A 7,614-nucleotide genomic window follows, 5' to 3' on the forward strand; every position below is an offset into this window, starting at 1 on the left:
GAGAAGACATCATTAAGAAAACTTTAGTAGATGAATACGAAGATATATTAGCTGAGGAAGTTAATAAAGGAAATAGAAAGAAAAAGAAAACTAGAAAGCAAATGGAAGCAGAAGCTGCGGCTTTAGCTGCTGCAAATAGTTTAGAAGTAGTTGAAATAGCTGAAACTATAATGGTTAAAGATTTAGCAGAAAAAATCAATAAACCATATGCAGAGCTTATAAAAGAGCTTATGTTCTGTGGAGTTATGGCTGGAATGAACCAAGAAATTGATTTTGAAACAGCTAAAAAAGTTTGTGAAAAGTTTGAAATTATAGCTGAACAAATAGAAAGAAATGATGAACTTGATGATCTTATAATAGAAGATGAAGAAGAATCATTAGAAAAGAGACCACCAATTGTAACAGTAATGGGACACGTTGACCATGGTAAAACTTCTCTTTTAGACGCTATAAGAAAAGAAAAAGTTACAGAATCAGAAGCAGGTGGAATCACTCAACATATAGGAGCTTATACAGTAACATTAAATGGAGAAGAAATAACATTCTTAGATACTCCAGGACATGAAGCGTTCACATCAATGAGAGCTAGAGGAGCTCAAATTACAGATATAGTTATATTAGTTGTAGCAGCTGATGATGGAATTATGCCACAAACTAAAGAAGCTATAAGTCACTGTAAAGCTGCAAATGTACCTATGATTGTAGCTATAAACAAAATAGATAAAGATGGTGCTAACATAGATAAAGTTAAACAAGAATTAACTGAGTACGGATTAGTTGCAGAAGACTGGGGTGGAGATACAATTTGTGTTCCTGTTTCAGCTAAGCAAGGAATTGGTATTGAAAATGTACTAGAGATGGTACTTTTAACTGCTGAAATATTAGAGTTAAAAGCAAATCCTAACAGAAATGCAAATGGTACAGTTGTAGAAGCTAAGCTTGATAAAGGAAGAGGTCCAGTTGCAAGTTTACTTGTTCAAACAGGAACTTTAAATGTTGGAGATTCAATTTTAGTTGGAACAACATATGGTAGAATAAGAGCAATGTTTGATGATACAGGAAAGAAAATAAAATCAGCAGGACCATCAATTCCAGTAGAAGTTTTAGGTCTTTCAGAAGTACCAGCAGCAGGAGATAGATTCAACGAAGTTGAAGATGAAAAAACAGCAAGAAATATGGCTGAAAAAAGAAAAAATAAAATTAAAAATGAAAGTTTTGCGTCAAGTCATAGAGTTTCTCTTGAAGGTTTATATAACCAAATTAAAGAAGGAACTGTTAAAGAGCTTGGTATAATAGTTAAAGCTGACGTTCAAGGTTCAGTTGAAGCTATAAGACAATCACTTGAAAAATTATCAACTGATGATGTTAAAGTTAGAGTTATTCATGGTGGAGTTGGAGCTATAACTGAAACTGATATAACACTTGCATCAGCTTCAAATGCAATAGTAATTGGATTTAATGTAAGACCTGATGGAAATGCAGTAGTTGCAGCAGAGAGAGATGGAGTTGAAGTTAAAACCTATAGAATTATCTATGATGCAATAGAAGATGTTAAAGCAGCTATGATAGGAATGCTTGAGCCAGAATATAAAGAAGTTATATTAGGAACTGCAGAAGTAAGAGAAACTTATAAAATATCAAGTGTTGGAACAATTGCTGGATGTTATGTAACAGATGGTAAATTACTTAGAAATGCTGATGTAAGAGTTATAAGAGATGGAATAGTAATATTTGAAACAACTTTATCATCATTAAAAAGATTTAAAGATGATGTGAAAGAAGTTAAGAGTGGATATGAGTGTGGATTAAGCTTAGAGAAGTTTAATGACATGAAAGAGGGAGACCTTATAGAAGCTTATACAATAGAAGCGATTGAAAGAAAAGAGCTTTAATTAAAAGCGAGGTGAAGGAAAATGGCTAACTATAGAGGTGGAAGAATAAACGAAGAAGTTAGAAAAGAAGTTAGCAATCTAATTCAAAATGAAGTTAAAGATCCAAGACTTACAGCTATGATTTCTGTAACTGAAGTTGAAGTTACTAGAGATTTAAGTTTTGCAAAAGTATATGTAAGCATATTCTGCACAAGTCAAGAAGAGAAAGAAGAAAATTTAAAAGCATTAAGAGGAGCTAGTAGCTTCATAAGAAGAGAAGTTGGTAAAAGAGTTAAGTTAAGAGCAGTACCACAAATAATATTTGAGTTAGATGAATCTATAGATTATGGTATGAAAATTGATGCATTAATACAAAGGACTAAGAAATAGTGTCTTTAAAAGATGTAGCGAAAAAAATATTAGAGGCTAAAAAAATAGGAATATCTTATCATGTATCTCCAGATGGAGATGCTATGGGGAGTGCATTAGCACTTTTAAATGGTTTAAGATATTTAGGGAAAGATGCCTATATAATATCTAAAGATGTTATAGCTGATAACTTAGAATTTTTATCACTCAGTAAAGAAGTTGATGGGAATACAATAAGTCCAAAGCAAGGAACAGATTTAGTAGTTGTAGTAGATTGCGGAAATTTTGAAAGAATTTCTGCGGATCTTTCTTTTTATAAAGGCTTTTTAATAAATGTAGATCATCATATATCAAATGACGAATATGGAAATTTAAACTATGTTGATGCAAAGGCTGCATCAACAGGTGAGATTATATTCGAGCTTTTAAATAATCTTTCAATTAACTTTAATGAAAAAACAGATATTTTGAATAAGATAGGGACATGTCTATATACAACTATTGTAACTGATACAGGTTCATTTAGACATTCTAATGTAACTGAAAGAACTCACAATATAGCAAGCAAACTTATTGGAGTTGGCGTAGATAACACAGAAATTTATAGAAATCTTTTTGATAATAGAAAAATGAAAAAGCTAAATCTTATGGGATATGCTTTTGAAACTGCAAGACTTTATTTTGATGATAGAGTTATTGTAGTAGGATTATCAGCGGATGTTTTAAAGAGATATGATTGCGAACAAGAAGATACATCAGATGTTATAGGAAATCTTTTAAGCGTAAAAGGTGTCGAAGTTGCAGTCTTATTAAAAGAAACAGCAGACGGAACAAAGGCAAGTTTACGTTCAAAGAATGATTTTGATGTTAGACGCGTAGCGGAATGTTTTGGTGGCGGTGGTCATATAAAAGCATCAGGGGTCATGCAAAAAGGTGTATATTTAGAAGATGCAAAAGAGAACCTTTTAGAAAAAATTGAAAGTGAGCTAAAAGAATGGAAGGCGTAGTAAATGTTTTTAAAAACACAGGAATGACTTCTTTTGATGTAGTAAGAAAAATCAAAAAGCTTGCAAAAACAGGTAAAGTGGGCCACACAGGTACTCTAGATCCAGAGGCTTGTGGGGTTCTTCCTGTATGTATAGGAAAAGGGACTAAAATTATAGATTATATAATGCGAGCACCTAAAATATATACAGTTCAGTTTAAACTAGGTGTTAAAACTGACACTTATGATTTAGAAGGCAAGATATTAGAGGAAAGAGAATGGAGTCATTTAACAGAAGAAGAAATCTTAGAAGCTATTTTAAAGTTTAAAGGAGAGTATAGTCAAATTCCACCAATGTATTCAGCATTAAAGCAAAATGGTGTTAGACTATATGAACTAGCTAGAAAAGGAATAGAAGTTCCAAGAGAAGGAAGAAATATAACTATTTATTATATTGAAGATATAAAAATTGATGGTCCCTTAATAGAAATGAAAGTTAAATGTTCAAAAGGAACTTACATAAGAAGTCTTTGTTATGATATTGGAGAAGAGCTGGGTGTTTTTGCTGTTATGACAAAGTTAAAAAGAAATGCTACTTCAAACTTTTTTGAAGAAGATAGTATTAATATTGAAGATTTAACAGAAGAGAATATAAGTGAATATATTATTCCAATAGAAGAAGCTTTAAATGATTATGAAAAAATGCAAATAAATGATAAATTTTTAAAACTTATAAAAAATGGTGCAAGAGTCTATGATAAGAGATTATACACATCAGAAGTTTTAAATAATGTTTTATATAGAGTTTATGATGGAAAAGGAAACTTTTTAGGACTTGGAAAGAAAGATGAGGAAGGATTTAAGATGGAAAAACATTTATCTTAGATTTTAGGGAAGTGAAGATATGGAAGAGAAAAAAGGTTATTATATAGCTCTTGGAAGTTTTGATGGACTTCATAAGGGGCATTTAGAACTTATTTCTGAAATAAAAAAATTGGCAAAAGAAAATAATGCTAAAAGTATGGTATTTACTTTTTCAAATCATCCAAGAGAAGTGATAAATAAAGAATATAAATTTAAATATTTAATGGGTAATAAAATTAAAGAGAGAATATTAACAGATTTAGGCGTAGATAATATTGTATTGGAAAGATTTGATGAAATCTTAATGAAGTTATCACCAGAAGAGTTTATAAAAAAATTATATAGTGAATATAATGTAAGAGGAATTGTTGTAGGGTTTAACTACAGATTTGGATTTAAAAATCAAGGTGATATTGAACTTTTAAAAAGTCTTGGTAAGAAATACAATTTTTTAGTTAAAGTTATAAATCCATGCCTATATAATGGAGAAATAATTAGTAGCACAAGAATTAGAAAGGCTTTATTAGAAGGGAAAGTTGAAGTAGCAAAAGAAATGCTTGGTAAACCATATTTAATTGAAGGAACGGTAGTTTCAGGAAAACAGCTTGGAAGAACGATTGGATTTCCAACTGCAAACTTAAAGGTTGAAGATAAATATATAATTCCTAAAAAAGGAGTATATTACACTAATGTAGTATATAATGAAGAATTTTATAAAGGAATAACTTCAGTAGGAAATAATCCAACGGTAAATGGCGAAAAGCTAACTATAGAAACATATATTATTGATTTTGATAAAATGATTTATGGTGAAAACTTAAAATTGTTATTTTTGGAAAGAATTAGAGATGAAAAGAAATTTAATTCTTTAGATGAATTAGTCGAAAGATTAAAAAAAGATAAGGAATTTGCTATTAAAAAGGAAATATATGCTGCAAAATAAATTATGTTTACAAAATAAAATATTTTTGATATACTTACAAAGTAAACCTAGTTCTATGTTAAAAGGTGCCATCTTTTTACTTGGAATTAAGGGGATAATTATACGGAGGTGTAGATACACATGGATAAGGCAAGAAAATTAGAAATAATTAAAGAATTCGGTAAAAATGAAAAGGACACAGGATGTGCTGAGGTTCAAATAGCATTATTAACTGAAAGAATAAACGAATTAACAGGACACTTAAAAGTTCACAAAAAAGATCACCACTCAAGAAGAGGTCTTTTAATGATGGTTGGACAAAGAAGAGGTCTTTTAAACTATGTTGCTAAGCAAGATATCGAAAGATACAGAGCAGTAATTAAAAAATTAGGTTTAAGAAGATAATATCTTAGAGCGGGCATTCCCGCTCTATTATTTTAAAATTATTAGAAAAATTTGTAATTAAAAAGGCGAAGGGAGGTCCTTTATGAGGAACGAATTAAAAACAGTTATAGCTGGAAGAGAAATGAAGGTTCAATTTGGTGGGTTTGGTATGTTATCAAATGCAGCAACTTTTTTTAGCTATGGAGATACTGTTATACTAACAAATGTTAATGCCTCTGAAGAGCCAAGAGAAGGAATAGACTTTTTTCCATTAAGCGTTGAGTATGAAGAAAGATTATATTCTGTTGGTAAAATTCCAGGAGGATTTGTAAAAAGAGAAGGAAGACCTACTGATAAAGCTATTCTACACGGAAGAGCTGTTGATAGAACAATAAGACCATTATTTCCAAAAGGATTTAGAAATGATGTTCAAGTTGTTTGTACTGTAGTGTCAGTAGAGAAAGATAATTTACCAGAAATTTTAGCAATTAATGCGGCATCAATGGGATTATTATTATCTAGCATACCTTATACAATTCCAGTTGCAGGAGTTCAAGTTGGATTTGTAGATGGAAAATTCGTATTAAATCCAACATCAGATGAAAGAAAAGTTACGGACTTAGATCTTACTGTTTGTGCAACAGAAGAAAAAGTTATGATGATAGAAGCTGGCGGAAATGAAATTGATGAAGATACAATGATAAAAGCAATAGAGTTTGGATTTGAAGCTTGTCAAGATATAATAAAATTCCAAAAAGAAGCTCAAGCTAAATTTGGAAAAGAAAAAATTACGCCTAAATTATATAAAGTTGATGAAGAAGTAAATACTGATGTAAGAGCATTTGCAAGTGATATGGTTAAAGAAGCTATGTATATCACTGATAAAGATGAAAGAAATGAAGCTATGTCAACTGTAAACGAAAAAGTTTATTCTGAGTTTGCAGAAAAATATGAAGGAAAAGCAGGAGACATAAAAGAAGTTCTTTACAATATGCAAAAAGAAGTAGTAAGAAATATGCTACTTAAAGATAAAAGAAGACCAGATGGTAGATCTTTTGATCAAATAAGAAAGATTGATTGTGAAGTTGGAATTTTACCAAGAACACATGGAACAGGATTATTTACAAGAGGATTAACTCAAGTTATGACTGTTGCAACATTAGGTTCAGTAAGTGAAGTTCAAACTTTAGATGGGATAGATGAAGCAGAATCAAAAAGATATATGCATCATTATAATTTTCCAGCATATAGTGTAGGTGAAGTTAGACCGCTTAGAGGACCAGGTAGAAGAGAAATAGGGCATGGAGCACTTGGAGAAAGAGCACTTGAGCCATTAATTCCTTCAATGGATGAATTCCCATATTCAATCAGATTAGTGTCAGAAGTATTAAGTTCAAATGGATCGACTTCACAGGCATCAGTTTGTGGATCAACACTTGCATTATTAGATGCAGGAGTACCTCTTAAGAGACCAGCTGCAGGAATTGCAATGGGGCTTATAACTTCAGAAGATTTAACAGAAGAAGAAGTTTTAACTGATATTCAAGGAATAGAAGATTTCTTTGGAGATATGGACTTTAAAGTTGCAGGTACTGAAAAAGGAATAACTTCAATTCAAGTTGATACTAAGCTTAAAGGATTAAGCAGTTATGTAGTAAAAACTGCTATCAAAAATGCAAGAGATGCAAGAATGTTTATCTTAGAAAAGATAAATGAATGTATTCCAGGACCAAGAAAAGACGTTTCTTTATATGCACCAAAAACAGCTACTATAAAAATCAATCCTGATAAAATAAGAGAAGTTATTGGAGCAGGTGGAAAAGTTATAAATAAAATTATTGAGGATACTGGAGTTAAGATTGATATTGAGGAAGATGGAACAGTATTTGTATCATCTGTGAATCATGAAGGTGTTAACAAAGCAATTGAAATAATTGAAAGTATAACTAAAGAAGCTCAAGTTGGTGAAATTTATTTAGGAAAAGTTACTAAAATAACTACTTTTGGAGCTTTTGTAGAAATTTTACCAGGAAAAGAAGGGTTAGTGCATATTTCTAAGCTTTCTAAAGAAAGAGTTAATAAGGTTGAGGATGTTGTTTCAGTTGGTGATGAAATTTTAGTTAAAGTAACTGAAATTGATAACCAAGGAAGAGTAAATCTTTCAAGAAAAGATGCATTAGAAGAAAATAGTGAAGAAAAGAATGATTAATATATAAAAA

7 protein-coding genes are annotated in these 7,614 nt (G+C 30.7%); all 7 read left to right on the forward strand.

The annotated features are described in order from the left end of the window. Nucleotides 1–1,892 (forward strand): translation initiation factor IF-2 (gene infB / locus ACRDDY_RS00365; RefSeq protein ID WP_438562984.1); only part of this gene is annotated, 1,892 nt, incomplete at its 5' end. 21 nt (nucleotides 1,893–1,913) lie between these two features. After that, nucleotides 1,914–2,261: a 30S ribosome-binding factor RbfA gene (rbfA, locus tag ACRDDY_RS00370; protein WP_438562985.1), complete on the forward strand. Its 348-nt coding sequence runs from the start codon at nucleotides 1,914–1,916 to the stop codon at nucleotides 2,259–2,261. Next, complete coding sequence (locus ACRDDY_RS00375; protein WP_438562986.1) at nucleotides 2,261–3,247, forward strand: DHH family phosphoesterase; 987 nt, start codon at nucleotides 2,261–2,263, stop codon at nucleotides 3,245–3,247. Before rbfA ends, ACRDDY_RS00375 begins: the two co-directional genes overlap by 1 nt. Beyond that, nucleotides 3,235–4,110 (forward strand): tRNA pseudouridine(55) synthase TruB, encoded by an 876-nt coding sequence (truB, locus tag ACRDDY_RS00380; RefSeq protein ID WP_438562987.1) that lies wholly within the window; start codon nucleotides 3,235–3,237, stop codon nucleotides 4,108–4,110. The genes ACRDDY_RS00375 and truB overlap by 13 nt, the downstream gene beginning before the upstream one ends. A 19-nt stretch (nucleotides 4,111–4,129) precedes the next feature. Continuing rightward, nucleotides 4,130–5,032 carry a bifunctional riboflavin kinase/FAD synthetase gene (locus ACRDDY_RS00385; protein WP_438562988.1) on the forward strand — a complete coding sequence of 301 codons (903 nt, stop codon included), beginning with the start codon at nucleotides 4,130–4,132 and terminating at the stop codon, nucleotides 5,030–5,032. Between the two features lie 120 nt (nucleotides 5,033–5,152). After that, nucleotides 5,153–5,416: a 30S ribosomal protein S15 gene (rpsO, locus tag ACRDDY_RS00390; RefSeq protein ID WP_438562989.1), complete on the forward strand. Its 264-nt coding sequence runs from the start codon at nucleotides 5,153–5,155 to the stop codon at nucleotides 5,414–5,416. A gap of 82 nt (nucleotides 5,417–5,498) precedes the next feature. Beyond that, nucleotides 5,499–7,604, forward strand: a complete 2,106-nt coding sequence (locus ACRDDY_RS00395; protein WP_438562990.1) for a polyribonucleotide nucleotidyltransferase — start codon at nucleotides 5,499–5,501, stop codon at nucleotides 7,602–7,604. Nucleotides 7,605–7,614: the final 10 nt, after the last annotated feature.

Source organism: Clostridium sp. (assembly GCF_051656525.1).
Taxonomy (GTDB): domain Bacteria; phylum Bacillota; class Clostridia; order Clostridiales; family Clostridiaceae; genus Clostridium.